This is a genomic window from Cedecea sp. FDAARGOS_727, from assembly GCF_012273235.1.
Classification (GTDB): Bacteria; Pseudomonadota; Gammaproteobacteria; order Enterobacterales; family Enterobacteriaceae; genus Cedecea; species Cedecea davisae.
In genome coordinates this window covers 3,651,913-3,678,266 of record NZ_CP050966.1, presented here as the reverse complement: position 1 = coordinate 3,678,266, position 26,354 = coordinate 3,651,913, and the positions used below count along the sequence as shown (strand labels likewise).

The following is a 26,354-nucleotide window of genomic DNA, read 5'->3' as shown; positions in this document are numbered from 1 at the left end:
GGCACTCCTTACAACTTACCCAATTTGGTGCGCAAGCGCTTAATCGCCTGGCTATGCAGCTGGCTCACCCTCGACTCACCAACGTCAAGCACCGCGCCAATCTCTTTAAGATTCAGCTCTTCCTGGTAATACAGCGTCAGCACCAGTTGTTCGCGTTCCGGTAAAGCTTCAATGGCTTCCATCACGCGCTGGCGCAAATTACTGTCCAGTAATTGCTGCAGCGGGTTTGCCTGCTGATGTTCCTCGGTGACCAGTTCGATACTATCGCCGTGCTCTTCACGCCACTCGTCATAAGAGAAGAGTTGGCTATTGTTTGTGTCGAGCAACATCTGGCGATACTCGTCGAGTGGGATCTCCAGCCGCTCCGCGACTTCCGTCTCGGTAGCGTTGCGCCCCAGCTCCTGCTCCAGTTGACCAATCGCCTGTGCCACGCCGCGGGCGTTACGCCTGACGCTTCGCGGCACCCAGTCACGGCTGCGCAATTCATCAAGCATCGCCCCACGGATGCGTTGCACCGCGTAGGTAGTAAATGCCGTTCCCTGCAGGGCATCGTAACGTTCGACTGCATTCAACAACCCGATGCCGCCTGCCTGTAGCAGATCGTCAAGCTCTACACTCGCCGGCAGACGTACCTGCAGGCGCAATGCTTCGTGACGCACAAGCGGTACATAACGCTGCCACAGCGAGTGTTTATCCATTACACCTTCAGCGGTATACAGTGAATTCACGATAAACAGCCCTGCGTTAATTGAGTTATCGGCATGATTATCCGTTTCTGGAGGGGTTTTAATCGTCAGAATAGTGGGTGAAATGGGGGGTTATTTGGGGGTTATGAAGAAATAAACCTCTAGGATTTTAGCCATAAGCTATGGCAAATCGTGTTCAGGCTTACTTAAAAGTATCAATTGGTTGTTAATTATTAACGCCACATACTATAGCTATTCCTCGCTAATTAAGCCGGACAATCTATCGTCCAAAAAAGATGGAAAAAAACCTTTTATTCCGGGCCTGAGTGCGCCTTGTTTTATCTTAAAGTGTTAATATATGTGTTGTCTTTACGCACCAAAAACGGGTTCCCTTTCCTCCCGAACCCGTTCGATTACAAGGTAGGTTCCCCGAATGAAGATTTTAATTACGGCTTTAGGTTCAATGTCCGCTAACGCCGTGATAGATGCGTTGAGACGCGCATCTCATACCGTCATAGGATGTGACATCTATCCTGCCCACTGGCTTTATTGTTCCCAACGGGTTGACGCTTTCATTCAGGTCCCCCGCGCTACCGATGCCGAAGCCTATATTGAAAGCATCAATGCTATTTGTGGCGACCATGAGATCGACCTGATTATTCCGCTTACCGATGTTGAAGTTGACGTACTTTCCCTGCACCGCACTCGGCTGCGCTCGCCTTCGGCTCTAACGCTGATGGACGCGGAGTCTATCGCTATTGCCAGGGACAAATTCGCCTGGAGCCAGCGTTTTGCCGGCAACGATACCTTTCTGCCGCTGCCCTCGATACTGCTGGCCGACTACCGGCCACAGGCGCTCGGCTTCCCGGTTATTCTCAAGCGCAGGGATGGCCGCAGCAGCGAAGGGCTGCGCCGTATTGAGACTGAAGTCGAACTGCTCGAACTCAGTGCCAGACTTAACGGCGACGACTGGATCGTGCAGCCATTTCTGGCAGGAGAGGTCCACGTTATCGATATTGTGCGCCAGCAAGAAACCGGCGCATGGGCAGGTATCGCGCGCAAAGAGCTGCTGCGTACCACCAACGGGGCCGGTCTAACCGTTGAAGTATTGCCAGACGACGCATTGGTTGCAAAAGCCGCCGCCGTCGCCCGGCTGCTGGATCTGAACGGCTGCATCAATATTGAATTTATGCGCCATAAGACCGGCGATTACCTGATGGACATTAACCCTCGCTTCTCGGCGGGAGTCGAGTTCTCGGTGATGGCGGGCTACGACATGATAATTAACCATATTCATTGCTTTACCCGTCAGCCGATCCAACCCTCTGTTGCGGTACAAAATGCCGTATTTACGCGCCACTACGTCGCTGAAAAATCAATTACAGGATAGAGAAAATGAGCCAAACCACCGAGCCAGCTAAGCTGATTACGGCCGAGGACTGGGATCAAAAATGGCAGGGAATTTTCGATCATTACCAGAATGATATTCGGCACGCCTACTATATTGATGCCGTCAGAAAGAGCCACGAAAAGCGCGTGCTTGAAATTGCTGCCGGCAGTTTCCGCGATATCGTGCAACTGACAAAACGCGGCGTTGAAGGCCACGGCATCGACTTTTCACCCGAATCGGTGAGCCTGGCGAAAAAACTCTATCCTTCTTTGCAGGATCGTTTTTCCGTAATGAACGCCTTCAATCTGCAATACCCGGATAAGCATTTTGACCTGACCTACCACAACGGGTTCTGGGGATATTTTGCTGAAGAAGAGATTCATCAAATGGCAACTGAACAAGCAAGAATCACGAAAGGAAGAATGATCGTTACCGTTCATAATGCACACAATAAATCCTTCGTGAATTACTTCAATTCTAAAAAAGCCGGTGATGCTGTTTTCGACATCAAATTCTTTACCATTGAGCAAATGCAGGAAATCCTGGGGCGTATCTCCAGTAGAGTTATTATCATTCCTGTTGGCAAAGGCAAAAAAACGCATGAAGACTGGCTCATCCGCCACGGCCTGCACAACCCGCTGTTGATAAACGGCATGTTTAAATGGTCCGGCGACCGTTATCTCGAGCGCAGCGAACGTTTGATGTGCATTGCCGAAATGTAGTCCTAAACTGTCGCCTGTAAAAGGGGCTCTGTCTTACGACAAAGCCCTTTTTTGTTATTCACTCCGCCAGCACGCTATGCCGCGGCGCTTTGCCCAAGGCTAATACGTCTTACCGCGGCGATAATACGCTGCTGCTCCTCTTCGCCCAGGTCAGGGAAAATAGGCAGGCACAGCACCTTCTGAGAAAGCTCATTGGCTACCGGCAAATGTTCCGGGGCGGAAGAAGGCAGATGCCGGTACATGGCAAACGAGCTGATGAGCGGGTAGAAGTAACGGCGTGAATAGATGCCCTCTTCTTTCAGGGCGTCATAAAGCGCATCGCGGCTAATCGGGAAACGCTCATCCACCAGAACCGGATAATAGGAGTGGTTCCACTCATAGTCGCTTTTCTGGGTATAAAACTCCAGCCCTGGAATACCGGCCAGCCCTTCGCAATAGCGCTTATAAATAGCGGCGCGAGCGTTTAATGCCCCGTCAATATGCTGGAGCTGTAGCAAGCCAAAAGCCGCCTGTACTTCATTCATTTTGGCGTTAATGCCCGGAGCAATCACCGTGGTTTCATCGGCAAAGCCAAAGTTTTTCAGGTAGTCGATGCGTTTTTTAGTTCTGGCATCCGGGCAGATAATCGCCCCGCCCTCGATGGTATTAAACACCTTGGTGGCGTGAAAGCTCAGAATAGACAGATCTCCGCAGTTAAGAATGCTGGAGCCGTTTTGCTTCACGCCGAACGCATGGGCGGCATCATAGATAACCTTCAGACCGTACGTGTCTGCGATGCGCTGAATTTTATCCACATCGCACGGGATGCCGTAGCAGTGTACCGGCATAATCGCGGTAGTTTGCGGGGTGATCAGAGCCTCGATAGAGTCCGCATCAATATTAAATGTCTGCGGGTCAATATCGGCAAATACCGGCGTCAGGCCATTCCACAGCAGGCTGTGCGAGGTGGCCACAAAGGAGTAAGGCGTGGTAATGACTTCGCCACTCAGCCGCAGGGTCTGGAATGCCGTCAACAGCGCCAGCGTGCCGTTAGAGAATAGCGATAAGTATTTAACCCCGAGATAATCGGCCAACGCCTGCTCAAGCTGCTGATGAAACGGACCGTTATTGGTGAGGTACTTATTGCCCCAAATTTGCTCGAGATACGGAATAAACTCTTCAAGCGGCGGCAGCAGCGGGCTGGTTACAAAGATATCTTTCATAGTGCATACACCTCAGCGTAGAGACGGCGGGGACGGCGAGTGCATCGTTACCCGCCGCGGCCACATCACTCCATTACGGTAAAAGTACGGGGCGCCTCGCCCGCGCAATAAATGCGCCAGGCCTCCTGTAGCGCCCGTTCAAAGGTAGCCGTCGCGTTGAAACCGTTTTCATTTTCCCTCGGGAGATTGCCTCGCATCGTCATACGTATTTCATTCAGTTCGTCAACGTTATCGCGCCAGCCGATTGCTTTGTTGATGTAATCTTCTACGCTGTAGGCAACAAACTGCTCCAGCCCGTATGAGCGCATAATGTCCACACCCTGGCGGGCGGCCATGGTCGCGCCGCACAGCGTCAGGGTTGGCACGCCCATCCAGCAAGCATGGTTGCTGGTGGTGCCGCCGGAGTAAGGGAAGGCATCCAGCAAAATGTCGATTTCATGGTGATAGGCCAGGTAATCCACCAGCGAGGCTCTTCTCTTGAAAATCAGCCTCGACTCATCAATACCCAGCTGCTGCAACTTTTTCGTCATAGCCGCTACCATCTTGTCATCGTTCATAAAGCCAATGACAAACCGCGACTCGGGATACAGGGTCAGAATTTTGGCCCAGACCCTGAGGACTTCATCGTTGATTTTTTTCGGGCGATTAAAGCTGCCAAACGTAAGCCAGCCATTTTTAAGCGCCGGCAGCGGCTGAATATCCGGGCTTTGCGGATGGGGTTCGAAGAACTTACGCATCTCAATAAACATGATGCTTTCAGTCAGTTGCTGTTCGAGATCGGCAGGCTGGGCAAGCGTCGCGGTCAGAATGCGATAATCCATGGTGCTCAGGCCGGTTGTCCCGGGGTAACCAATCCAGGAAATTTGCACCGGTGCCGGGCGTAGCGCAAACGCGGGCAGGCGGTTATCTGAGGTATGGCCGGAAAGGTCGAACAGAATATCTATGCGATCCTCATTAATCTGTTCGGCAAGCCGGCGCTGGCTCAACTTGTCAACATGGCGCCACAATACGGAACCGGCCTCTAAGTGCTCGGTTACCTCGTCGCGAATTGGCGATACGCTGTAGCCAACCAGTTCAAAATGCTCGCGATTCAGCCCATCCCAGAACGGCTCCAGGAAATGGCTGACGGGATGTTTACGCAGATCCCCGGAGACAAAGCCCACACGCAGTTTTTTAGCCGGATCTTTTTCCCCGGCGTAAGAAAAATGCAGATCGCAGGCTTTGGCCCATTTATCCACCGCCTGCCCGTATTGCAGGTGTTTTTCAAACAGCTGTTCAGCCGTCACGTTGTGGTCGTGAGTCAGCACAAACAGCAGGCTGGTGAAGTACTCAAAATTGCCCGGCTCAAGCTCTATTGCCTTGTTAAGGAACCAGGCCGCCTCGTCGAGCTTTTGACTGTCGCTTAAAATCACCCCCATGGTCGCAAGATGAATGGCCTTAACGCCCTCACTGCGCAGGGAGGCTCGGGAACATTGCTCCGCCAGCGCCATCTCTCCGTGCTGATAATAGGAGTAGGCCAGGCTATGCCAGAAATTGACATTTTTTTCCTCAAGCCTTAATAACCCCTGTAAAACCCCCCGGGCATGATAGTGATCGCTGGTTTTCTGGAATGCAGTCGCCAGGTCATAATAAATATCCAGGCTGGAGAAGTAATAGCCCATCAGGCGACACAGCGCATTTATCGCGTCATCCCACTGATTGGACAAAATGCAGGTACGGGAATAGCAGCGTAACGCTGAGATATCCTCGGGATTATCGCTCAGTAATTGCTCAGAGCGCGCTTTAGCCTGCTGAATATCTTTAGCCTGAATGAGCTGATTTATCTCATCATAAATATCGTCGCCGCTTTGTTCCGTTCGCGGCACGTCATTAACATCCTCACTCAGGAGTCCGCCCCGATTGGTGGAAACGCTAAGCAGGAGTAAGGTATTCAGCAACTGCCGTAAATATTGAGTGTTTCCGGTACGCAGAAAAGATTGATAATGTTTTTTCCAGGCAAGGGGAGATCCCGTCAGCGCGCCTTTATTGCGCAGTGAGAGAAAACATTGCCACGCATCATCGCTGACACCGGCCATCCCGCTGCGCAAGTAGCACAGCTCTTCCGCCGTCAGAGTAAAGTCTTCGCCCCAATAATTTTGCAGCGTCAGCGCTTCACCCTTTTCCGCATCGAAAGATTCCGGCGGCACGATGGCGCTTAGCGTATCGTTTTCTGCCCGATTGTAGGCACCTGGTGATGCACTCCAGTAAAGGCCGGAAGGCTGCTTAAGGTAGAGCTCCTTTAGCGTCGCCAGCACTTGCTCACGAACGTCGGCATGCTCTTCGGGCATACGGCAGTTAAAGACTAGCTGATCGACGCTCAGGCTGAGTGGCCATGCCGCGCCCAGCAGATCCAGCACTCGTAGCGTAACGGGATTGTCGCTACTTAACGCTTGCCCGCTGCCGCTGGTATGCCCTTTAACAATCTGAGCATTGTCATTGATTCTGCGCGTAAAGCTCCCCGACCAGTGAAGCGTTTCAAGGCTCGCCAGATCGGGAAGCGGCGGAAAATGCGCCTCTTCCCGTGCGGCAGCCAGCAGGCTGAAACGTTCGCTACGTGATACGCTAAAATCCAGATATTGCTGAGCCGCTACCCGATCCTGCCCGGCAACCAGACCATGGAGCGTGGCAACTTTGTCACCGTAATAGTCCGGTAATTCATACTGCGGTACGGCATCTCCCGCATAACCGAAGCCCAGCTCATCGACTTTGCTATAAAACTCACTAAAGGTAAGTGGTTCAACGGCAGGTGCAAGGTAACGCAGAGTCAGCATTAAATCGCTCTCTCGCTCGGCCTCTTCAACACGCGTTTTTAGAGCACCCTGCGGCAACGTCATCGCCAGATAACTCAGCATGCCACGCACGGCGTTGACCTGTACCTCAGTATCGCTATTACCCCCACGCATGGCATGGTAGCTGAGAGCATCACGGATAGCCGCAGTGTCACCGGCTCCCGTCGAAGGGTACCAGTGCAGGCAGACAACGCCTGATTTGGAGAGGTTTTGGCGACACCACGTCAGCAGCGCTTCTTGCTCAGGAGCCCCGAGCAATGAGAAAGCGCCGCGCACGATGATGTAATCAAATTCACCGCCTTCAATAGCCAGAATATCTCCCAGCCCCGCATTAAACAGCTCAACATTTGCGAGTCCATGCGCCAGCGCACGCCGCTGCCCCACGGCAATACTGGCCTCATCGATATCTATGCCAATAACAATGCTTTCCGGGCACGCATGCGCATGGGCCACAATGCCCTGCCCCTCACCACAGCCAAGCTCAAGAATACGCGCACGCTCAGGCGCCACCGCAGGCAGATGGTAGAGGTGGGCCGCGCACTGAATGGCCGCGGTAGAAATATTGCGATCCGGGTAATACTGACTCACTTTACGCTATCCATTATTTTCAGGAGAAATGACCTGGGGTCAGCCGATTAATACGCTGTAGTTTTCCAGCAGCGAAGATTTGTATTCTCTGTAGGCCTCGCTTTCCTGCCGGGACTTACCCAGCACCCAGCAAAATGCATCTTCACCGTGCCCGGCATCCGCCAGTTTGCTGGTTGCTTCACGGCCGATTGCCATTTTTTCCATGGCGCTAAGTTCATTTTCTGCCGCGGCAAGAGCTATCTGATCGAGGAACCATTCGGCGTTATTGTTTTGCAGATTGATATCAATAAACCGCGCGACGGTCGCAAGATATTTCGCCGACGGCTCGCCGCCTTCGCTATAGATAAACGCCGCCAGAATGGACTCCCAGAACGGGACATTTTCATCCCAGGTCAGCAGCAGATCTTTCGCTTCAAGGGTCTCTTTCAAAGCTGACCACGGTTTTCTTACCAGGCTATCGGCATCCAGCAGCAGAACAGGAGAAGCTATTTTTTTCAGGGCATGCGGTAAGAAAACCAGGCGACGGCTGGCGTAATGCACTTTGTCCGCCTTGCCCGTCCTGAACGCTTCGCTACTCAGCGAAATACCCAGCTCGGGCATTGCCTCACGCAGCCCGGAAATCTGCTGTTCCAGTCCAGCGTCACAGTTATAAATGTGGAAGTGAACGTTAAGCTCGCTGCGGTTGGTATTAAAGATTGAGAGCAGCAAAGGCAGGCCGTGCGCCGAGAAATAGGCTTTGTCGCAGCCGACCAGAACGGTTGTTTTGCTATTGTTCGCCGGTTCAATCAGCCATTGGTAGCGTTCGCTATCCGGCCGGTAGAGCGTGTCTGCCAACGGGCGAAAATCGATAAATGAATCCGGGCAGCCACCGAGCTGATAGAGAGCCGAAACCACCATCAATAGCGTCATAGGATCTTCGCCAATAAGCGCCATATTTCCGGTGAGCTGCTCAATAATGACATAGGCCTGATTAAAATCTTCTTCCATCAGGCAAACCAGCAGCAGGATTTTCAACGCCACCGAAGATTCGCTAAGCTCGGAAAGGTTATTGGAGATCAGGAAAATCGCAGAGCTAATTTCATTAATGCGGAACAAGACCTGAACGCCAGCAACCAGATAGTTTTTATTGCCGTCGAGCTTCAGGGCTTCAACAATATAATGGGTTATTTTCTCAACTTTATCGGCATCGACAGGCTCCGGATTAGCATGCTGATGCATGTCCAGCGCTGAATTCGAGAGGATAATAGCCCCCATCATTAGCTTCAGCGCCCTATCTTGTTCCGGATTCAGCCCGGTCTGAGCAAGGGTTAATTTGTCGTTCAGGGAGGCAAAATCAGGGTTGACGAAATTAAGGACTTCAGTCACCAACCACGCGGGCAAAACATCCGCTTCCGGCAGGAAAATAGTGCGGGTAAACAGATCGCGGTAATATTGTTGCAGCGCCCGGGTGCGAGAGAAACTGTTCATAACTGTCCTTTGATGTGCATTTTTTTGCCAGACCGGTGATTGTCTGATGCTAGCATTCGCACGGCAGGCATAATGCGCAGAACAAAACTGAAATTAGCGCCTTATCCTTCATATTAAAAAACGGCAGTCGGCGGCTATTTTCGACAAAAACAAAAAAAGGCTGCTGTTTCCAGCAACCTTTCTTGTAGCAGTCTGCGAAATTAACGCAGCAGGGACAGCATTGCCTGTGGAACCTGGTTTGCCTGGGACAGTACGGAAGTACCAGCCTGCTGCAGGATCTGCGCGCGGCTCATGTTGGAAACTTCGGTCGCGTAGTCAGCATCCTGAATACGGGACTGTGCAGCAGACAGGTTGGTGATGGAGTTGTTCAGGTTGTTGATAGTGGATTCGAAACGGTTCTGAATCGCACCCATGTTAGAACGAGCTTCATCGATTTTTGCAATTGCAGCATCAGCAGCAGAAACAACAGCCTGTGCAGTAGAGTGGTCGGCGACTGTAGTGCTCAGACCAGCGTCCAGGCTAGCGGAAGAAGCAGCGATCAGCGCGTTGCTGCCGATAACGATGGTGTCGTTAGAGGTGGTGTTAGCGCCAACCTGAATGTTCAGACCGGTGCTGCCTACGGAACCGTCCAGCAGTTTTTTGCCGTTGAAAGAAGCACCGCCAGCGATACGGTCGATTTCGGACAGACGCTGGGTGATTTCAGTCTGGATGGATTTCAGGTCAGTGGTACCGTTGGTGTCGGTAGCAGCCTGCAGAGACAGCTCACGGATACGCTGTAAGTTGGTGTTGATCTCGTTCAGGTTACCTTCAGCGGTCTGAACCAGAGAGATACCGTCGTTAGCGTTACGAGCGGCCTGAGTCATACCCTTAACCTGGGAAGTCATACGGTTGGCAATCGCCTGACCAGCAGCATCATCTTTTGCGCTGTTGATACGCATACCGGAAGACAGACGCTCGATAGCGGTACCCAGTGAGTTCTGAGATTTGCTCAGGTTGTTCTGAGTAGTCAGGGACAGCAGGTTAGTATTGATAACTGACATAGTTTTAATTCCTTAAAAATTGGGTTTAGGTTCGGTGCCTAACACTCACGGCGTCTCTCACCGTCAACAAGGTTATCGACGCCCTCAGTTCCAACTTTAGAAATAATCACAGAAAAAATATCAAACCATTGAATTAAAAGAAAAATTAATATCAATATATTCTTTTTTCTTTCGTTTATACCTGCATTTCCCTCCGCCGGTTTATATCAACAGGCGGAAATGAAAATAAATACTCCCCGGCCTTCTGATGCGAACCGACTACTCTATTAATGAAGACATACGCTTCGACAATCGGCTTATAAGACTAATTCCCACCCGGCTATTCGACTGATTATTTTTTTCAACTGGCAGTAAACTTTTCGTCCAGTCCGCCGATAAGTAGTGTAACTACCAGCGACTTAAAGGAAGACATCAATGGCATCGATCTCTAGCCTTGGAGCAGGCACGACCCTGAACCTCCAGGACACATACGATAAGCTTTACGCGGCAGAACAGACTAAATTAACGATTTTTGATACCCAGACCAAAACGTATCAGGCTCAGTTTAGCGCCTTCGGTCAATTAAAAACGGCGATATCGGGTCTGGAAACGGCGACCGCTGCGTTAACAAAAAGCGGCGCACTGCTGGCAACATCCGTCAGCAGCACCAACACCGCATTCAGCGCCACAACCACCAGCGATGCGATTCTGTCTGACTATACGGTTAACGTACAGCAGATGGCGAAATCCCAGGTGCTGATGAGCGGTAGCATTGCCAGTAACACCGCGCAGCAAGGAGCGACGACCGGTGGAACACGAACAATCACCATTACTCAGCCAGGGACAACGACCCCGCTGAACGTGACGCTATCCGACTCGGATACCTCGCTGAACGGTATCGCCAAAGCCATTAATGCGGCCAACGGGAATGTTTCCGCTTCCGTGGTTAAAGCTAGCGACGGTGATTACCGCCTGATGCTCTCCTCCAAGAGCACCGGCGTGCAGTCTGACATGACCGTCACCGTGACCGGCGATGACAAACTTCAGGGCGTTATTGGCTACAACTCGGCCAGCAAATCCGGCGCGTTAAATGAGCAAACGCCGTCGCAGAATGCCAAAGTACAGGTCAACGGCGTCGTCATTGAACGCCAGAGCAACACCATTTCCGACGCCATGCCGGGTGTGACGCTGAACCTGAAAGCAAAAAGCACGGCTGACGAGACGCTCAGCGTTACGCGTACCAGCGATGCCAGCAAAAAGGTTATTAATGACTGGGTTAAAGCTTATAACTCCCTGCAGTCAACCATTGCCAGCGTCACCAAGTATGTGAAAGTTACCGCAGGTAACGCCCAGGACCCGAATAACGGCGCACTGGTCGGAGACAGTACGGTACGCGGCATTCAGGCCGATATTCGCAGCATGCTGACCAACGTTCAGGCTGGCGATTACAGCATCATGGCTCAGCTTGGCGTTAGCCAGGATCCGGTTCTGGCTCCAGACGGCTCCAGCGTGCTGAAAGTGGATGATGCCAAGCTGACTAAAGCGTTGACGGATAACCCGCAGGGCGTGATCAACTACTTTGTTGGCGACGGTAAAACCACCGGTTTTGCTACCCAGTTGGATACCAAGCTGAACAACATGCTGAGCACCAGCTCAATCAATGCCGGCGTGATTAAAAATGCGCAGGACGGCCTCACTTCAACCCTGAAGACCGTGGCTGACCGTAAGCAGGATATGAGCGACAGTATTGACGCCACCATGGCACGTTACAAGGCACAGTTTACCTCTCTGGCAAACCTTGTCAGCAAGATGACCAATACGGGGAACTACCTGACGCAGCAGTTCACCAAAAGTTAAGGATATAATATGTACAAGAGTTCTGGTGTACAAGCCTATCAACAGGTCGGTCTGGAAAGCGCCGTTATGAGTGCCAGTCCACACCAGCTCGTGGTGTTGTTGTTCGACGGGGCACTCAGTGCCCTTGTGCGGGCGCGCCTGTTTCTGGAGCAGGGCCAAATGGCCCCCAAAGGCGAGGCGCTCTCCAAAGCCATTAATATTATTGATAACGGACTGAAAGCAGGTCTGGATATGGAGATCGGAGGGGAATTGCCCGTTAACCTTGCGAATCTTTATGACTATATGGTGCGGCGTCTCCTGCACGCTAATTTGCGCAACGATGTCGACGCAATCAGCGAAGTAGAAAGGTTGCTCGCCAATATTGCGGATGCATGGAAACAAATAGGCCCTTCTCCCTCTACACTTCAGGATGCTATCTGATGAATGATTTCATCTCATCCCTAAATGAATGGTATGCCCTTCATGCCCTCAGTCAAACCATGCTTGACCTTGCTCATTCTGGAAAGTGGGATGAGTTGATAGAACAGGAAGTGAAATACGTTCAGCTGGTGGAGGCGATTGCCAATAATCCTATTGCCCAGGCCAGCAACAGAAGCCAGGAAGAAGCGAAGGGACTGCTGGATATGATCCTCGCGAATGAAAACCAGATCAAAGCGCTGCTGCACGGTCGGCTTAGCGAACTGCGCGACCTTATCGACCAAAGCGGCCGCCAGAAATCGCTCAACAACACCTACGGATTTCTTTCCGGCAATGTTTTAATGCCCAGCGATTTAAATCAGTAAACCTGCCTGTTTTCGCTTCTTACTCCATACTCCAGAGGTCAGCTAAATGACTTCTGGAGCACGGATGATATGAAGAACCCCACCCTGTTACAGTTTTTCCACTGGTATTCCCCCGGCGACGGCAGTCTGTGGCGCGAAGTTGCGGACCGTGCAGGCAGCCTCAGCGACATCGGCATCAATATGGTTTGGCTCCCGCCCGCCTATAAAGGCAGCTCTGGCGGCTATTCCGTAGGCTATGACAGCTACGATCTTTTCGACCTCGGTGAATTCGACCAGAAAGGCAGCGTGCCGACCAAGTACGGCGATAAGGCCCAACTGCTGACGGCGATTCAGGCCCTACGTGATAACAACATTGCGGTGCTGCTGGACGTGGTGGTGAACCACAAAATGGGCGCCGATGAAAAAGAACAGGTGCGGGTTAACCGGGTCAACGAAGAAAACCGCAACGAAATTTCGGAAGAAGTCATAGAATGCGAGGCCTGGACTCGCTACACCTTCCCCGCCCGCGCCGGGCAATACTCGCAGTTTATCTGGGACTACAAATGCTTCAGCGGCGTTGACCACATTGAAAACCCGAACGAAGACGGCATCTTTAAAATCGTCAACGACTACACGGGCGAAGGCTGGAACGACCAGGTGGACGACGAGCTTGGCAACTTCGACTATCTGATGGGCGAAAACATTGATTTTCGCAACCACGCGGTCACCGAGGAGCTGAAATACTGGGCGCGCTGGGTAATGGAGCAAACAGGCTGTAATGGCTTCCGGCTGGATGCGGTAAAACACATTCCGGCCTGGTTCTATAAAGAGTGGATTGAACACGTACAGGAGGTTGCCGCTCAGCCGCTATTTATCGTTGCCGAATACTGGTCACACGAGGTCGATAAACTCCAGGAATACATCGCCCAGGTCGAGGGCAAAACCATGCTGTTCGACGCGCCCTTGCAAATGAAATTTCATGAGGCCTCCCGCCAGGGCCGCGATTACGACATGAGCCAAATTTTCACCGGCACCCTGGTGGAAGCCGACCCGTTCCATGCCGTCACCCTGGTTGCCAACCACGATACCCAGCCGCTGCAATCCCTCGAAGCTCCGGTGGAGCCGTGGTTTAAACCACTGGCCTATGCGCTGATCCTGCTGCGTGAAAACGGCGTGCCCTCGGTATTTTACCCGGACCTTTTTGGTGCTCACTATGAGGATGAAGGCGGAGACGGCCAAAATTACCCGATTGAGATGCCGGTTATTGAACAGCTGGACGACTTGATTCACGCCCGGGAACGCTTCGCCCACGGCGTACAAACGCTGTGGTTCGATCACCCCAACTGCATCGCTTTCAGCCGCAGCGGAACCGATGAAGATCCGGGCTGCGTGGTGGTCATGTCTAACGGGGATAACGGCGAGAAAAACCTGACGCTGGGCGAAAACTTCGGCGGGAAAAACTGGCGTGATTACCTCGGCAACCGCGAGGAAACAATCTCCACCGACCAGAGCGGCAGCGCAACCTTCACCTGCAACGGCGGAAGCGTCAGCGTTTGGGTGCTGGAGGATGTTCTGTAGCGTTATCTCACCGGCCCCCTCCCATCGCCACATCAGGAAGAGGGGTCGGATGAGGGCTTACTCTTTGGGCAGCTTGCTGTCCAAAGGGTTTTTAGCGAGGAAATCAGCGCACTCTGTCGTCAAACGATCAACGCGCTTCAAAGTCATTCCGGCGTACTCCAGCGTGTCGCCGTCGCGCTCTATAGCGTAAATCTCACGTTTTACGGTCACGTTGCTAAGCTCGCCGGAAAGCTTTGTCAGCTTGCCCGGCAGGGCAATCACACGCTGCCACTGGCGGCAATCGAGAGTATCGCCGTCGGCGGTAACCACCAGCGAAGCAATCGCCTCCGGGCTGACCAGCTTGCTCTGCGGTCCGTTCGACTGCCAGTAGCCCGCCAGGCCTGCCGGAGCTGGCTCACGGACTACTTGCTTATAATCTCTGACCTCGGCGCAGCCGCTCAAGGCTACCAGCGCCGCCAAAAGTAAAACCTTCTTCATCGTCTATCCTGACTGCGGAGAAAAAATAATTTTGGCATTAAAGCCACGCCCTCGCCAGCAATTCCTCCATTGGCCGAAAAATTGATCCAGATTGATTTTTCATGTTTTCAGCCTGTTAACCCCCGGATATCGGCGTATGATCGCGCCCTCTTCGTCCCATGTGGCGCGTTCTTCTGAGTTCAGAGGCGAAACAATGACCTGGCAACACTTCAAACACCAATACCTGGTAACCTTCTGGAAACCGATGCCCGCGGTAATCGCCGCCGGCATTCTCTCCACCTACTATTTCGGCATCACCGGCACCTTCTGGGCGGTCACCGGAGAATTCACCCGCTGGGGCGGCCAGCTGCTACAGCTGATGGGCGTTCACGCCGAAGAGTGGGGCTACTATAAGCTTATCCATCTCGACGGCAGCCCGCTGACCCGCATCGACGGCATGATGATCATCGGCATGTTCGGCGGCTGTTTTGCCGCAGCACTATGGGCCAATAACGTCAAGCTCAGGCTGCCGCAGCACCGGATCCGCATCATTCAGGCAGTGGCGGGCGGCATTATTGCAGGCTTCGGGGCAAGGCTTGCCATGGGCTGCAACCTCGCCGCCTTCTTTACCGGTATTCCTCAGTTTTCTCTGCACGCCTGGTTCTTTGCTCTGGCAACGGCAATCGGCTGCTGGTTTGGCGCACGCTTCACCCTGCTGCCGATGTTCCGCATTCCGGTGAAACTGCAAAAAGTCTCTGCCGCCTCTCCTTTGACGCAAAAGCCTGACCGGGCAAAACGCCGCTTCCGCATCGGCATGCTGGTGTTTATCGGTATGCTCGGCTGGGGAGGCTTTACCGCCATCAACCAGCCTAAGCTGGGGCTGGCGATGCTGTTCGGCGTTGGCTTCGGGCTGCTTATCGAGCGGGCGCAAATCTGCTTTACCTCCGCTTTCCGCGATATGTGGATAACCGGCCGTACCCATATGGCCAAGGCTATTATTCTCGGCATGGCGGTAAGCGCGATAGGTATTTTCAGCTACGTGCAGCTTGGCGTAGAAGCCAAAATCATGTGGGCCGGGCCAAATGCGGTTATCGGTGGCCTGCTGTTTGGCTTCGGTATCGTGCTGGCCGGTGGCTGCGAAACCGGCTGGATGTATCGCGCCGTTGAGGGCCAGGTGCATTACTGGTGGGTTGGCCTGGGGAACGTTATCGGATCCACGCTGCTGGCCTGGTTCTGGGATGATATTTCACCCGCGCTTGCCACCAGTTGGGATAAAGTGAACCTGCTCAACACCTTTGGGCCGCTGGGCGGGCTGCTGGTCACCTACCTGATGCTGCTGGCGGCTTATTTACTGATTGTCGGCTGGGAAAAACGCTTTTTCCGGCGTAAAAATCAGGCTATCGCTAACGCTACCGGGGAGGCAGCATGAGCCAGAATATTGTTCCTGATTATCGTCTCGATATGGTGGGAGAACCCTGCCCTTACCCTGCGGTTGCCACGCTTGAAGCCATGCCACAGTTGAAGAAAGGTGAAATCCTTGAAGTGGTAAGCGACTGCCCGCAGTCCATCAACAACATTCCGCTGGATGCAAAAAACCACGGCTACACGGTGCTCGATATCCAGCAGGACGGGCCGACCATTCGCTACCTTATTCAGCGTTAATCAGTAAAAAGGGGCAACACTTTGCCCCTTCAATTAACGAACCGGTTTCACCCACGCGCCCGAGTCCAGCAGAAAGCGCTCGGCGCTGGCAATCTTCTCTACCGCTCTGTCACCGTGTTTTGCAACCATCATTGCCAGCAGGCATTCCGCAATTCCCATAGCCGACACCACTGAAGGGAAAAATGACGGGCTGTGTGCGGAAAAATAGAGCGTGCTGGCCGCATCCTGAGCCAGAGGCGAAAGCGGCGAGTCGGTCAGCGCCACAATTTTACTTCCGGCACGCCTGGCCGCTCCCAGAACGTCGAGCGACTCCCGCGAATAAGGCGCAAAGCCAATCATCAGCACCACATCCTTTGGCGTCAGCTCGCGAGTGAATATCTCGTAGTTACTGGCCTGGCCGTCAATCAGGGATACGTTCTTATTAAACAGGCGGTAGATATAAAACAGCGTGTAGGCAACCGAATAACTGGCGCGGAAACCGCAAACATACACATGATCCGCCGCATCCAGCACTTCTACGGCCACCGTCATTGCCTGCTGGTTTTCCGCCTCGGTATGGGACAAATTGGCGGCGTGAGCATCAAAAACTTCCTGATAAAGCGAAGCCGTACTACCTTTATCTACCAGTTTTTCCGCCCTCGCCTGATGGCTTTCAAGGCTTAACCCCAGCCCCTGAACAAACGCCTCTTTCAGTTCACCCCAGCCAACATACCCCAGGCGCTGGGCCAGGCGCAGCAAAGTGGCAGGTTTAACGCCAATACGCGAGGCAAAAGCCCGCATAGAAAGCGTAACCAGGTCGTTGATGTTATGCAGGGTCAAATCCGCCGCACGCTGCAGCTCCGGCGTTAAAGTGGAGTAGTTACTTTCTATCGTCTGTTGCGGGGTCATAGGCAGATAAGGCGCTCCGGTTGCGACCGGAATTACAAACCGGTGCCAAAAGATATCACCCTGATTTTGCAGTGGAATTGCTTACTGCGTCAAACAAATGCGCGCAACGCCCCGGCTTTGCTGGCTAAAACGATACCTGGCTCAACAAACTGAGATATATGTCTCAATTATCCGTGATAAAAAGAACATCGCTGCCGCACATATCCCCATAACGCCGCACGCAATAAAGATAAAAATCCAATAAGACCGCATCGCCACTCTCTACGCCAAAAAGCCTCCGAAGAGGCTTTATAAGCTTACATCACCACTGATATGCCGCGCCTGCACCCACGACAAAGTTCTGCTGCGAGTCATTCGAGACCGAGGCTTTAATGACAGTGTTTTCTGTCGCACGGGCGGAAAAGCCAACGGCCAGAGCGCTTTCGCCATCCGTTGTACCGGCACCGGCGCCAACAGAGAAGGTAGCGCCCTGAGTAACCTGCGGGATGTTTGCCATCGCCGCGACGCCCGCAATACCCGCAGAGGCACGCTGGCGGTTATCGTCTACCTGGTTTTTGAGTCTGGCAAAGCTATTGCCTGCGCCGGTATTGGCTTCTAAAGCATCAATACGGGATTCATGGTTAGCCAGTTCCGCAGAATGTGCCGCTACAGCCTGATTGGTTTTAGCCAGCGCCGCTTTATTGTTTTCAGCATTGGCAATTGCGGCATCGGTTCTGGATTTTGCATAAGCACCAGTCATCTGAATTTGCCCATTCAGCACATTCAGCGCTTTGTTTTGATCTTCGTTTTCTGTCGCATTGTTGATCAACGCGGTTTTGGTGGTTGAGCCAAGATTTGCGATAGCCTGCTTATTGACGTCAACCTGGTTTCCCAGCATCGACCGTGCCGACACCTCAGCATCGGCCTGAGCCTGCAGGCTATTAATTGCGCTATCGTGCTGGAAGACGGTAAGCGCCGTATTCTCCAACAGAGAGGACTCACCTGAGGTAAACACCGGATCATAATTATTTGGGGCATCGACAACCGTCGCTGCGTTAGCGAAACTGATTACAGAACTCAGAGTTGAACCAATAATTAAAGCCAAAGTTGCCTTTTTCATTCTAAAAACCTACTATATATTCGCTTGTGAAGATTTAGTAAAATCCGATCAAATTGATAGTTAACCGGCTGCAACCGGTTAACTATCACCCTTCAGTCATTTATTTATTCAATTATCAAAAACACATCAGTTAATAAAAGCGGGTTAATGATTTCGTCCGAAACTAATTAATTAAATCACTCTTGATGCGCCGTACAGCGGAAAAAAACGCCCGCGCCGCGCAGCGCAAACCCGCACAACCATCTGTTAATTATGCTCTTTTACTTTATTTAGTTATTAAACCAATCTGCACACTTTGCCACCAGGAGATATGGCAACAACAAAATAAAATAATAATATTGCGTGATAATTGATGCGCTGAATATGCATTGCGTGAGGGGAACGAAGTTTGATCTACGTCATGCTATTGAGCATTTATTTAGCTTTAGGTGGGAATATTCTTAATGCCTTTCATATGAAATAGACAATTGTTAATTGAATATTGTTGAAACGTTCTGCTGCGGGATGTTAATGAAATTAAAATACGAATGATTATTAAATTTAATTGTCTTGCCACGATCAAGTAAAAGGCCTTCAACAGGCCTTTTACCCGCCAGGCGGCTACACCTGCATGTTCATGATTTCCTGGTAGGCAGAAACCAGTTTGTTACGCACCTGCACGCCCATCGCCAGAGAAACGGATGATTTCTGCAAATCAACCATTACATCATTAAGCGCAATGCCCGGCGTGCCGAGAGCAAATTTCTCTGCCTGAGCGCGAGCGGTGTTAGACGTCTCGCTGACGCGGCCCAAAGCAGCCTGCAGCTCACCGGCAAAACTCACTCCCGGCGCGGCAGCGGTAGACGCCGCGGGATTCGTCGCCGCCAGTGCGGTGGTCTGGAGTTGTTGCAGTACGCCTTCGATACCCTGAATAGCCATTTCTTAGCCCCATTTTTATTAAGCGGGTGAAGATTAACACCTTGTCAATAGGATAAAGGCGGTAAATAGACGTAAAAAATAGAGCTAATTCAGCCATCGAAATCTTCCGAAAAGAAAATAATGACACTGCCATCCATATGGAACTTTTGTCGTGTTTGTCGACCCGGGAGTCTGTCTTGTTCACTCTTTACTCAGAATTTTATGTCAACGCTAAGCCGCGAGGTGCCCAATGACCACTGCTGCTCAGGCGCAAACGCCGCAGAACAAGACTCTTGAGTGGTTGAACCGCATTCGTGCTAACCCCAGAATACCGCTGATGATGGGCGGTGCCGCCGCCGTTGCCATCGTGGTCGCTCTGGTGCTGTGGGCAAAAGCCCCGGATTACCGCGTGCTTTACAGCAATCTTGCCGACCAGGACGGCGGCGCGATTGTTACCCAGCTCACGCAGATGAACATTCCTTATCGCTTCTCCGATAACGGCAGCGCGATTATGGTTCCGGCAGACAACGTCTATGACCTGCGTCTGCGTCTTGCCCAGCAGGGTCTGCCAAAAGGCGGCGCGGTTGGTTTTGAGCTGCTGGATCAGGAAAAATTCGGCATCAGTCAGTTTAGCGAGCAGGTTAACTACCAGCGCGCCCTGGAAGGCGAACTGGCCCGCACCATTGAAACGCTTGGCCCGGTAAAAAGCGCCCGCGTTCACCTCGCCATGCCAAAACCTTCGCTGTTTGTCCGTGAGCAAAAATCACCTTCCGCTTCCGTTACCCTGAGTCTTGAACCTGGCCGTGCGCTGGATGAAGGCCAAATCAACGCCGTTGTGCATATGGTTTCCAGCGCCGTAGCTGGCCTGCCGCCGGGTAACGTGACCTTAGTGGACCAGGGCGGCCATCTGCTGACCCAGTCCAACACCGCGGGACGCGATCTTAACGACGCGCAGCTTAAATACGCTAACGATGTTGAAAGCCGCTACCAGCGCCGTATCGAATCTATCCTTGGGCCGATCGTCGGCAACGGCAACGTACACGCCCAGGTCACCGCTCAGATTGACTTTGCGAATAAAGAGCAGACCGAAGAGCAATACCACCCGAACGGCGACCCGGCTCAAACCGCGGTGCGTTCGCGCCAGTTGAACCAGACGTCTCAGGTTAACGGCCAGTTCCCTGGCGGCGTGCCGGGCGCACTGTCTAACCAGCCTGCTCCGGCCAACACGGCACCTATCACTACGCCGCAGCAGAATAATCAGAACAACCAGGCCAACAACGGCCAGCAAAATCAGAGCACGACTTCAACCTCCAGCCAGAACGGCAGCAGCAATACTTCCCGTGACGAAACCACTAACTATGAAGTGGACCGCACCATTCGTCATACCAAGCTGAACGTCGGCGACATCCAGCGCCTGTCCGTCGCCGTGGTGGTGAACTACCGCACGCTGGCAGACGGCAAACCTCTGCCGCTGACCGCAGATCAGTTGAAGCAAATCGAGAACCTGACCCGCGAGGCTATGGGCTACTCCGAAACCCGCGGCGATACCCTGAACGTGGTTAACTCACCGTTCACCGCCACCGAAGACGACAGCGGCAGCAGCCTGCCATTCTGGAAGTCTGCGGCGTTCTTCGACATGCTGCTCTCCGCCGGCCGCTGGCTGATTGTGCTGATTGTTGCCTGGCTGCTGTGGCGTAAAGGTATTCGCCCGCAGCTGGTTCGTCGCGCAGAAGCAATGAAAGCCGTTACCGAGAGCCAGAAAAACCAGAAAGCCGAAGAGGAAGCCGTTGCCGTCAGCCTGAGCCGCGACGAGCAGCAGCAACAGCGTAAGGCAAACCAGCGCCTGAGCGCAGAAGTGATGAGTCAGCGTATTCGCGACATGTCTGATAACGATCCTCGCGTAGTTGCGCTGGTGATCCGCCAATGGATGAGTACCGAAATATGAGTATTACCGGAACAGAAAAGAGCGCCATCCTGCTGATGACCATTGGCGAAGACCGCGCCGCCGAGGTGTTCAAACACCTCAGCCCGCGTGAAGTGCAGCACCTGAGTGCGGCAATGGCTAACACTCACCAGATTTCTAATAAAGTGCTGACCGAAGTGCTGGCGGAGTTTGAGCAGGAAGCCGAGCAGTTCGCGGCCCTGAGCATCAACGCCAACGACTACCTGCGCTCTGTGCTAATTAAAGCGCTGGGTGAAGAGCGTGCCTCCAGCCTGCTGGAAGACATCCTCGAAACTCGCGATACCACCAGCGGTATCGAGACGCTGAACTTTATGGAGCCGCAGAGCGCCGCGGACCTGATTCGCGACGAGCACCCGCAGATCATCGCCACCATCCTGGTCCACCTCAAACGTGGCCAGGCGGCGGACATTCTGGCGCTGTTCGACGAACGCCTGCGCAACGATGTAATGCTGCGTATTGCCACCTTCGGCGGCGTACAGCCTGCCGCGCTGGCGGAGCTGACCGAAGTGCTGAACAACCTGCTCGACGGCCAGAATCTCAAACGCAGCAAAATGGGCGGTGTGAGAACAGCAGCCGAGATTATCAACCTGATGAAAAGTCAGCAGGAAGAAGCCGTCATCACCGCGGTGCGCGACTTCGACGGAGAACTGGCGCAGAAAATCATCGACGAAATGTTCCTGTTCGAGAACCTGGTGGCCGTGGACGACCGCAGCATCCAGCGCCTGCTTCAGGAAGTGGAGTCCGAATCCCTGCTTGTCGCCCTCAAAGGCGCGGAACAGGCGCTGCGCGAGAAATTCCTGCGCAATATGTCCCAGCGTGCTGCGGATATCCTGCGCGACGACCTTGCCAACCGTGGCCCGGTACGTCTGTCTCAGGTGGAAAACGAGCAGAAAGCCATCCTGCTTATCGTACGTCGTCTGGCGGAGACCGGCGAAATGGTAATCGGCACCAGCGAGGATACGTATGTCTAATTCGCTGCCATGGCAACGCTGGAAGCCGGACGATTTAGCTTTCCCTACGCCGGTATTCGAAGAAATTTCTATGCCGGAAGCCTCCCCTGCCGCCGAAGAGCAGGAGAGCGAACCTGATTTACAGCAGTCCCTGGCGCTGATGCAGGCTCAGGCCCGCGAACAGGGCTACAGCGCGGGTTTTGCCGCCGGGCACGACCAGGGCGTGGAAGAAGGCCGCAAGGTTGGGCACCAGCAGGGCGTCGAGCAGGGTCTTAACGAAGCCAGACAGCAGCAGGCGCCGGTACACGCGCGCATGCAGCAACTGGTGAGTGAATTCCAGTACACGCTGGACGCGCTGGACAGCGTTATTGCTTCCCGACTAATGCAGATGGCGCTGGAAGCCGCGCGTCAGGTTATTGGTCAGACGCCTGCGGTAGACAACAATGCCCTGATTAAACAAATTCAGGGCCTGCTGATGCAGGAGCCTCTATTTAGCGGTAAACCACAGCTGCGCGTACATCCGGACGATTTGCAGCGTGTGGAAGAGATGCTGGGCGCGACGCTAAGCCTACACGGCTGGCGTCTGCGCGGCGACCCAAGCCTGCATCAGGGCGGCTGCAAAGTCTCCGCCGACGAAGGCGACCTTGACGCAAGCGTTGCCACCCGCTGGCAGGAGCTGTGCCGTCTGGCCGCTCCGGGAGTGCTCTAATGACCGCCCGCCTCACGCGTTGGCTGAACACGCTGGACAATTTTGAAGCGCGGATGACAGAGCTGCCGTCGGTACGCCGTTATGGCCGCCTGACACGCGCAACCGGGCTGGTACTGGAAGCCACCGGGCTTCAGCTGCCGCTCGGCGCAACTTGTATCATCGAGCAACACGACCGTGAAGTTGAATGCGAAGTGGTCGGTTTTAACGGCCACAAGCTGTTCCTGATGCCGCTGGAAGAAGTGGAAGGCATTCTGCCGGGAGCGCGCGTTTATGCCCGCGTCACCACGGCTGAAGGCCTGCACAGCGGGAAAAAACTGCCGCTCGGCCCGGCTCTGCTCGGGCGCGTACTCGACGGCAGCGGCCGCCCGCTGGATGGCCTGCCTTCCCCGGATACCGGCCTGATGGGTGCCCTTGGCGCGGCGCCGTTTAACCCGCTCCAGCGAACCGCAATCGAACACGTTCTCGACGTAGGCGTGCGCCCGATCAACGCCCTGCTCACCGTTGGCCGCGGCCAGCGTATGGGCCTGTTTGCAGGTTCCGGCGTCGGTAAAAGCGTCCTGCTCGGCATGATGGCGCGCTATACCCAGGCCGACGTCATCGTGGTCGGGCTTATCGGCGAACGTGGCCGCGAAGTAAAAGACTTTATCGAGAATATTCTCGGAGCCGAAGGCCGTGCGCGTTCGGTCGTGATTGCCGCTCCCGCCGACGTTTCACCTCTGCTGCGTATGCAGGGAGCCGCCTACGCCACACGTATTGCGGAAGACTTCCGCGATCGCGGCCAGCACGTCCTGCTGATCATGGACTCCTTAACCCGCTACGCCATGGCGCAGCGTGAGATTGCCCTGGCTATCGGCGAGCCTCCGGCAACCAAAGGCTACCCGCCTTCGGTATTCGCCAAGCTCCCCGCGCTGGTTGAGCGCGCCGGGAACGGCATTCACGGCGGCGGGTCTATAACCGCATTTTATACCGTGCTCACGGAAGGCGACGATCAGCAAGATCCGATCGCCGACTCCGCGCGAGCCATCCTTGACGGCCACATTGTGCTGTCGCGCCGCCTGGCGGAAGCAGGCCACTACCCGGCCATCGACATCGAAGCTTCCATCAGTCGTGCAATGACATCGTTAATCACCGAGCGGCATTACGCCCGGGTTCGTCGTTTCAAACAGCTGTTATCCAGCTTCCAGCGCAACCGTGATTTGGTCAGCGTGGGGGCTTACGCCAAAGGCAGCGATCCAATGCTCGATATGGCCATTGATCTGTGGCCACAGCTGGAAGCATTCCTGCAACAAGGCATTTTTGAACGCGCAAGCTGGGAAGAAGCCTGCCTCGCACTGGAGGCGCTCTTCCCGACTCTTTGATAAGAGGTGACCATGAACCAAAACAGCGCACTGGATACATTGCGCGATCTCGCCGCCCAGGAAGTTGAAAAAGCAGCGATTCGTTTAGGTGAGATGCGCCGGGGCTGCCAGCAAGCTGAAGAGCAGCTCAATATGTTGATTAACTATCAGTTTGAGTACAGCAACAGCCTTAATGACAACATGAGTCAGGGTATCGCCAGCACACGCTGGCATAACTACCAGCAGTTTATCCGCACGCTGGAGAAAGCTATCGATCAGCACCGCCAGCAGCTGATGCAGTGGAGCAACAAAGTAGACCAGGCGCTAAGCTTCTGGCAGGAAAAACAAAAGCGCCTGCAGGCCTGGCAAACCCTGCAGGACAGGAAGGCAGCGGAGCTGTTGCTTGCAGAGAACAGGCTTGATCAAAAACAGATGGATGAATACGCCCAGCGGGCCACACTGAGGAAAGGCGAATGATCACATTGCCACAAATTTTGTTAAGCAACGCGGCCGATGGCGCTGCGGGCGGCGACGCAAAAGGCACCGACGGCAAAGGCGTTGGCGCGGATTTTCTGGAGCTGTTCAGTAAAGCTCTGCCCGGCAAAGTGACGCTTGAAGACGGCAAAACCCTGCCGCTGAGCGCCGCGTTAAGCAAAGTGCTGGGCAAAGATAGCGTTCAGCATGACGGGAAAGAGAGCCAGGCCGCACTCAGCGAACTGCTCAGCAACCCCGGCCAGCCGGAAGCGCTTTCGTCCCTGCTGGCTTCTGTCAGCAAAACCGATGCCAAAGATAAGCTCGACCTGACCGCCAAAGATTACGGCACAGACAAGCCGCTGAGTAATGCCGATCTACAGGCTCTGAGCGCGCTGTTTGCCATGCTGCCGCAGCCCGTTACGGCGGCTTCTGCGGCTGCGCTAAGCAAGACCGACGCTGAAACCTCCCCGCTCTCCGGCCCGATCTCTCCTCAGGGAGCCGGCGCTAAGAGCTCGACGGAAAGCCTGCTATCCACCAGCGGCAGCGCGAAAAAAGCGCCAGCAACGGCGGCAACGCTTGCCGAGAGCAAAGCCTCGACCGCTCCGGCTTCTGCGCCAGGCCAGCAGCACGTTGACGATAAAATTCAGCTGGCAGCCAATAGCGACAGCCGCGATAACGCATCGCCGCACGCCAATAACACCGCTACAGTAACCGCGCAAATCACACCGGCTATCAGCAGCGCGACCGTTGCCGCACCAACCACAACGCACATCGCCACCCCAACCGCGCCGATGATAAGTTCCCAGCTTGGCAGCCATGAATGGCAACAGCAGATTTCTCAGCACGTTACGCTGTTCACCAAGCAGGGCCAGCACAGCGCCGAACTAAGATTGCATCCGGAAGATCTCGGACAGGTGCAAATTAGTCTAAAACTAGAAGATAACCAGGCTCAGCTTCAGATGATGTCGCCGCACAGCCACGTCCGGGCCGCGCTGGAAGCAGCCCTGCCAACGCTGCGTACCGCGCTTGCGGAGAGCGGTATTCAACTGGGCCAGAGCAACATCAGCAGCGAGAGCTTTGCACAGCAGCAATCCGGCCAGCAGCAACAGCAGCAAACTGCCCGCAGCGCCGAGCGTTTCTCTCTTAACGGCGACGACGCGCAGGCGCTCCCGGTGGCCGAAAGTTTGCAGCGCCTGGCAAGCAACAACGGCGCGGTGGATATTTTTGCCTGAGGCTTACCCACGGGTAAACGCCAGAGCTAGCGACAATAAACGTGTGTTTTCCGGGCTTTGACCGCCCGGATACACGGGATAATCGCCATTCAGCAGTACCGATACAGGAATAAAGCGTTCAATGACTGATACCGCTATCACGAAAGGCCGTAAACGCGCCATCTGGGTGCCGATACTGGTTCTTATCACACTTGCCGCATGCGCTACCGCAGGCTACAGCTACTGGCGGATGCAACAAGCGCCGGCAGCCGCACAGGTTAAAGCTCCTGAGCCACCTCCTGCGCCGGTGTTTTTCGCACTGGATACCTTCACCGTCAATCTGGGTGATGCGGACCGCGTGCTGTACATCGGCGTAACGCTGCGCCTGAAAGATGAAGGGACTCGTCAGCGCCTGAGCGAATTCCTGCCGGAAGTCCGCAGCCGCCTGCTGTTGCTGTTTTCTCGTCAGGACGCCAACCAGCTTGCCACCGACGCCGGTAAGCAGAAGCTGGTCGAAGCAATTAAAACCACGCTGGCTCCTCCGCTGGTAGCCGGTCAACCCCAACAGGTAGTCAGCGACGTGCTGTATACCGCCTTCATTTTGCGGTAA

General features: G+C 54.0%; 24 protein-coding genes. 15 read left to right on the top strand and 9 right to left on the bottom strand.

Annotated features, from left to right (window positions below):
* Positions 1 to 8: 8 nt before the first annotated feature.
* On the bottom strand, positions 9 to 728 hold the full coding sequence (fliA, locus tag FOC35_RS17290) for an RNA polymerase sigma factor FliA (RefSeq protein WP_039898361.1): 720 nt from the start codon (positions 726 to 728) through the stop codon (positions 9 to 11).
* A 391-nt stretch (positions 729 to 1,119) separates the two neighbouring features.
* Here fliA and FOC35_RS17285 point away from each other — a divergent pair, with 391 nt between their 5' ends.
* Together FOC35_RS17285 and FOC35_RS17280 are read left to right on the top strand one after the other, a co-directional pair.
* Positions 1,120 to 2,076: an ATP-grasp domain-containing protein gene (locus FOC35_RS17285; protein WP_172569611.1), complete on the top strand. Its 957-nt coding sequence runs from the start codon at positions 1,120 to 1,122 to the stop codon at positions 2,074 to 2,076.
* Between the two features lie 5 nt (positions 2,077 to 2,081).
* On the top strand, positions 2,082 to 2,798 hold the full coding sequence (locus FOC35_RS17280; RefSeq protein ID WP_172569610.1) for a class I SAM-dependent methyltransferase: 717 nt from the start codon (positions 2,082 to 2,084) through the stop codon (positions 2,796 to 2,798).
* A 74-nt stretch (positions 2,799 to 2,872) separates the two neighbouring features.
* Here FOC35_RS17280 and FOC35_RS17275 read toward each other — a convergent pair whose 3' ends face one another.
* The 4 genes from FOC35_RS17275 to FOC35_RS17260 form a co-directional block, all read right to left on the bottom strand.
* Positions 2,873 to 4,000, bottom strand: coding sequence for a DegT/DnrJ/EryC1/StrS aminotransferase family protein (locus FOC35_RS17275; protein ID WP_172569609.1), 1,128 nt, complete (start codon positions 3,998 to 4,000; stop codon positions 2,873 to 2,875).
* 65 nt (positions 4,001 to 4,065) lie between these two features.
* Positions 4,066 to 7,416, bottom strand: coding sequence for a bifunctional class I SAM-dependent methyltransferase/glycosyltransferase (locus FOC35_RS17270; protein WP_172569608.1), 3,351 nt, complete (start codon positions 7,414 to 7,416; stop codon positions 4,066 to 4,068).
* A gap of 39 nt (positions 7,417 to 7,455) precedes the next feature.
* Entirely contained in the window at positions 7,456 to 8,883 is a 1,428-nt protein-coding gene (locus FOC35_RS17265) for a hypothetical protein (RefSeq protein ID WP_172569607.1), read from the bottom strand.
* A 200-nt stretch (positions 8,884 to 9,083) separates the two neighbouring features.
* Positions 9,084 to 9,923, bottom strand: a complete 840-nt coding sequence (locus FOC35_RS17260; RefSeq protein WP_172569606.1) for a flagellin — start codon at positions 9,921 to 9,923, stop codon at positions 9,084 to 9,086.
* A 414-nt stretch (positions 9,924 to 10,337) separates the two neighbouring features.
* Here FOC35_RS17260 and fliD point away from each other — a divergent pair, with 414 nt between their 5' ends.
* From fliD to amyA, 4 genes are all read left to right on the top strand, one after another.
* Complete coding sequence (gene fliD, locus FOC35_RS17255) at positions 10,338 to 11,759, top strand: flagellar filament capping protein FliD (protein ID WP_016537034.1); 1,422 nt, start codon at positions 10,338 to 10,340, stop codon at positions 11,757 to 11,759.
* 9 nt (positions 11,760 to 11,768) lie between these two features.
* On the top strand, positions 11,769 to 12,179 hold the full coding sequence (fliS, locus tag FOC35_RS17250; RefSeq protein ID WP_016537035.1) for a flagellar export chaperone FliS: 411 nt from the start codon (positions 11,769 to 11,771) through the stop codon (positions 12,177 to 12,179).
* Positions 12,179 to 12,541 (top strand): flagella biosynthesis regulatory protein FliT, encoded by a 363-nt coding sequence (fliT, locus tag FOC35_RS17245; protein WP_016537036.1) that lies wholly within the window; start codon positions 12,179 to 12,181, stop codon positions 12,539 to 12,541. The genes fliS and fliT overlap by 1 nt, the downstream gene beginning before the upstream one ends.
* A gap of 69 nt (positions 12,542 to 12,610) precedes the next feature.
* On the top strand, positions 12,611 to 14,098 hold the full coding sequence (gene amyA, locus FOC35_RS17240; protein ID WP_172569605.1) for an alpha-amylase: 1,488 nt from the start codon (positions 12,611 to 12,613) through the stop codon (positions 14,096 to 14,098).
* 57 nt (positions 14,099 to 14,155) lie between these two features.
* On the opposite strand, the gene yedD is transcribed toward amyA, so the two are convergent.
* Positions 14,156 to 14,575: a lipoprotein YedD gene (yedD, locus tag FOC35_RS17235; RefSeq protein WP_016537038.1), complete on the bottom strand. Its 420-nt coding sequence runs from the start codon at positions 14,573 to 14,575 to the stop codon at positions 14,156 to 14,158.
* Positions 14,576 to 14,768: 193 nt separating this feature from the next.
* Here yedD and yedE point away from each other — a divergent pair, with 193 nt between their 5' ends.
* The gene (yedE, locus tag FOC35_RS17230; RefSeq protein ID WP_016537039.1) at positions 14,769 to 15,983 is read left to right on the top strand and encodes a selenium metabolism membrane protein YedE/FdhT; all 1,215 of its coding nucleotides are present in this window, start codon (positions 14,769 to 14,771) and stop codon (positions 15,981 to 15,983) included.
* Positions 15,980 to 16,216, top strand: coding sequence for a sulfurtransferase-like selenium metabolism protein YedF (gene yedF / locus FOC35_RS17225; RefSeq protein ID WP_016537040.1), 237 nt, complete (start codon positions 15,980 to 15,982; stop codon positions 16,214 to 16,216). The genes yedE and yedF overlap by 4 nt, the downstream gene beginning before the upstream one ends.
* Before the next feature lie 33 nt (positions 16,217 to 16,249).
* Here yedF and FOC35_RS17220 read toward each other — a convergent pair whose 3' ends face one another.
* From FOC35_RS17220 to fliE, 3 genes are all read right to left on the bottom strand, one after another.
* On the bottom strand, positions 16,250 to 17,104 hold the full coding sequence (locus FOC35_RS17220) for a MurR/RpiR family transcriptional regulator (RefSeq protein WP_016537041.1): 855 nt from the start codon (positions 17,102 to 17,104) through the stop codon (positions 16,250 to 16,252).
* 301 nt (positions 17,105 to 17,405) lie between these two features.
* On the bottom strand, positions 17,406 to 18,203 hold the full coding sequence (locus FOC35_RS17215) for a YadA C-terminal domain-containing protein (protein ID WP_172569604.1): 798 nt from the start codon (positions 18,201 to 18,203) through the stop codon (positions 17,406 to 17,408).
* A gap of 600 nt (positions 18,204 to 18,803) precedes the next feature.
* A complete protein-coding gene (gene fliE / locus FOC35_RS17210; protein WP_016537054.1) occupies positions 18,804 to 19,121 on the bottom strand; it encodes a flagellar hook-basal body complex protein FliE in 318 nt (105 codons plus the stop codon).
* Positions 19,122 to 19,350: 229 nt separating this feature from the next.
* On the opposite strand from fliE, the gene fliF reads away from it, so the two are divergent.
* From fliF to fliL, 7 genes are all read left to right on the top strand, one after another.
* Positions 19,351 to 21,045, top strand: coding sequence for a flagellar basal-body MS-ring/collar protein FliF (gene fliF / locus FOC35_RS17205; RefSeq protein WP_172569603.1), 1,695 nt, complete (start codon positions 19,351 to 19,353; stop codon positions 21,043 to 21,045).
* Positions 21,042 to 22,034: a flagellar motor switch protein FliG gene (gene fliG / locus FOC35_RS17200; RefSeq protein ID WP_016537056.1), complete on the top strand. Its 993-nt coding sequence runs from the start codon at positions 21,042 to 21,044 to the stop codon at positions 22,032 to 22,034. The genes fliF and fliG overlap by 4 nt, the downstream gene beginning before the upstream one ends.
* Positions 22,027 to 22,722, top strand: coding sequence for a flagellar assembly protein FliH (gene fliH, locus FOC35_RS17195; RefSeq protein ID WP_172569602.1), 696 nt, complete (start codon positions 22,027 to 22,029; stop codon positions 22,720 to 22,722). Before fliG ends, fliH begins: the two co-directional genes overlap by 8 nt.
* Positions 22,722 to 24,080: a flagellar protein export ATPase FliI gene (fliI, locus tag FOC35_RS17190; protein WP_016537058.1), complete on the top strand. Its 1,359-nt coding sequence runs from the start codon at positions 22,722 to 22,724 to the stop codon at positions 24,078 to 24,080. The genes fliH and fliI overlap by 1 nt, the downstream gene beginning before the upstream one ends.
* A 12-nt stretch (positions 24,081 to 24,092) precedes the next feature.
* Positions 24,093 to 24,536 carry a flagellar export protein FliJ gene (gene fliJ / locus FOC35_RS17185; RefSeq protein WP_016537059.1) on the top strand — a complete coding sequence of 148 codons (444 nt, stop codon included), beginning with the start codon at positions 24,093 to 24,095 and terminating at the stop codon, positions 24,534 to 24,536.
* On the top strand, positions 24,533 to 25,765 hold the full coding sequence (locus FOC35_RS17180) for a flagellar hook-length control protein FliK (RefSeq protein ID WP_172569601.1): 1,233 nt from the start codon (positions 24,533 to 24,535) through the stop codon (positions 25,763 to 25,765). Before fliJ ends, FOC35_RS17180 begins: the two co-directional genes overlap by 4 nt.
* 121 nt (positions 25,766 to 25,886) lie before the next feature.
* On the top strand, positions 25,887 to 26,354 hold the full coding sequence (gene fliL, locus FOC35_RS17175; RefSeq protein WP_016537062.1) for a flagellar basal body-associated protein FliL: 468 nt from the start codon (positions 25,887 to 25,889) through the stop codon (positions 26,352 to 26,354).

Bases quoted from the DNA above. Each gene is read 5' to 3' on its own strand.
- FOC35_RS17285 (WP_172569611.1), top strand. From the start codon at position 1,120: ATGAAGATTTTAATTACGGCTTTAGGTTCAATGTCCGCTAACGCCGTG.
- FOC35_RS17280 (WP_172569610.1), top strand. From the start codon at position 2,082: ATGAGCCAAACCACCGAGCCAGCTAAGCTGATTACGGCCGAGGACTGG.
- FOC35_RS17275 (WP_172569609.1), bottom strand. From the start codon at position 4,000: ATGAAAGATATCTTTGTAACCAGCCCGCTGCTGCCGCCGCTTGAAGAG.
- FOC35_RS17265 (WP_172569607.1), bottom strand. From the start codon at position 8,883: ATGAACAGTTTCTCTCGCACCCGGGCGCTGCAACAATATTACCGCGAT.
- FOC35_RS17260 (WP_172569606.1), bottom strand. From the start codon at position 9,923: ATGTCAGTTATCAATACTAACCTGCTGTCCCTGACTACTCAGAACAAC.
- fliD (WP_016537034.1), top strand. From the start codon at position 10,338: ATGGCATCGATCTCTAGCCTTGGAGCAGGCACGACCCTGAACCTCCAG.
- fliS (WP_016537035.1), top strand. From the start codon at position 11,769: ATGTACAAGAGTTCTGGTGTACAAGCCTATCAACAGGTCGGTCTGGAA.
- fliT (WP_016537036.1), top strand. From the start codon at position 12,179: ATGAATGATTTCATCTCATCCCTAAATGAATGGTATGCCCTTCATGCC.
- amyA (WP_172569605.1), top strand. From the start codon at position 12,611: ATGAAGAACCCCACCCTGTTACAGTTTTTCCACTGGTATTCCCCCGGC.
- yedD (WP_016537038.1), bottom strand. From the start codon at position 14,575: ATGAAGAAGGTTTTACTTTTGGCGGCGCTGGTAGCCTTGAGCGGCTGC.
- yedE (WP_016537039.1), top strand. From the start codon at position 14,769: ATGACCTGGCAACACTTCAAACACCAATACCTGGTAACCTTCTGGAAA.
- yedF (WP_016537040.1), top strand. From the start codon at position 15,980: ATGAGCCAGAATATTGTTCCTGATTATCGTCTCGATATGGTGGGAGAA.
- FOC35_RS17220 (WP_016537041.1), bottom strand. From the start codon at position 17,104: ATGACCCCGCAACAGACGATAGAAAGTAACTACTCCACTTTAACGCCG.
- FOC35_RS17215 (WP_172569604.1), bottom strand. From the start codon at position 18,203: ATGAAAAAGGCAACTTTGGCTTTAATTATTGGTTCAACTCTGAGTTCT.
- fliE (WP_016537054.1), bottom strand. From the start codon at position 19,121: ATGGCTATTCAGGGTATCGAAGGCGTACTGCAACAACTCCAGACCACC.
- fliF (WP_172569603.1), top strand. From the start codon at position 19,351: ATGACCACTGCTGCTCAGGCGCAAACGCCGCAGAACAAGACTCTTGAG.
- fliG (WP_016537056.1), top strand. From the start codon at position 21,042: ATGAGTATTACCGGAACAGAAAAGAGCGCCATCCTGCTGATGACCATT.
- fliH (WP_172569602.1), top strand. From the start codon at position 22,027: ATGTCTAATTCGCTGCCATGGCAACGCTGGAAGCCGGACGATTTAGCT.
- fliI (WP_016537058.1), top strand. From the start codon at position 22,722: ATGACCGCCCGCCTCACGCGTTGGCTGAACACGCTGGACAATTTTGAA.
- fliJ (WP_016537059.1), top strand. From the start codon at position 24,093: ATGAACCAAAACAGCGCACTGGATACATTGCGCGATCTCGCCGCCCAG.
- FOC35_RS17180 (WP_172569601.1), top strand. From the start codon at position 24,533: ATGATCACATTGCCACAAATTTTGTTAAGCAACGCGGCCGATGGCGCT.
- fliL (WP_016537062.1), top strand. From the start codon at position 25,887: ATGACTGATACCGCTATCACGAAAGGCCGTAAACGCGCCATCTGGGTG.